A 1,040-nucleotide genomic window follows, 5' to 3' on the forward strand; every position below is an offset into this window, starting at 1 on the left:
ACCCTACCTGAACTATCGTTCAAAAACCTAACAGATTTACGCTAAATTTCACACTTTAAGAATCACCTAAAAACTTGTAACTCACTCATCAAGAGACAGTAAAAGGAATCAAAAATTCACAATTCACGGACTGACCCCGTCTGCCTTCCCCTTTTTCTTTTCATTTTAGATGGGGACAGGCACTTTTTTGCAAGTGCGTTACGTGCTCGATTTTTGTCGTGTAGTGTGTCGTGTAGTGTGAAAAAGAATATTTTTAGCGAGCCAAAACAAACAGCAGAAGAAAGCGAATAAAAACATATCCCAAAGATCTTTGACCCAGAATGGATAGTCTTTTCCTTTATCTCCTAAAACAGAGCTAAACAGACCCAGCAACCACTCATTCGATAGGACCATCAATAAACCTGCTAAAAGAACAATCTTCACAAACTAATTCAGCGATTAAAAATTTACTTTATTAAAGGGCACCTTAGAACATCGCAGCCGATATTCGCTCCAATTTCACGTCCTCCTATCCATGCTCCCATACCGAGAAGCCCGCGCCCTAGGGTTCCACCTAAAGAAGGAGCACGACCACCGCGAACATTACCTCCCCTCAAAATTATATGCCATTTCCCAGTTGCAGCTCCAGCCGTTGCTCCTACAAATTTACCAGCGTCATCAATATCGCCGGTTCCACCAGGTGCGGATCTTGCAGCTCTTATGCAATCTTTACGACGCTTATAACCTTTGAACTGCCAATTCGGAATTTTTTTGGCAAGCATTCCATCTTTGCAACAGTGGGTGTGAGTGCTATACATCTGACCCAGAATCCCTTCGCCACAGCATTTTTTTCCTCCGGTTTTTGAACGCCATTTGTTACCACAGCAAACATAGCGACTTCGACCTCTTTTTGGTTTCGGTTTTCCGCCACAACATTCTTTCTCACTTTTCCCGCAAGAATCGCATAATCCTAGAATGTCGAAGCGGTTCACCCCATCATTCCCCACCATCCCATAAAGATTCACCCCACCGTCTTCCGCTATGGGGTCTCTACTTGGCCA

The 1,040-nt window shown here is 43.7% G+C and carries 1 protein-coding gene; it reads right to left on the reverse strand.

Annotation, left to right across the window (positions count from 1 at the left end; translation table 11 throughout):
- Window positions 1-446: 446 nt before the first annotated feature.
- Window positions 447-1,040, reverse strand: a 594-nt coding sequence (locus JIN78_RS16750; protein ID WP_234038064.1) for an RHS repeat-associated core domain-containing protein, incomplete at its 5' end; no start/stop codon positions are given.

This window comes from Roseibacillus ishigakijimensis (genome assembly GCF_016595415.1).
GTDB lineage: Bacteria > Verrucomicrobiota > Verrucomicrobiia > Verrucomicrobiales > Akkermansiaceae > Roseibacillus > Roseibacillus ishigakijimensis.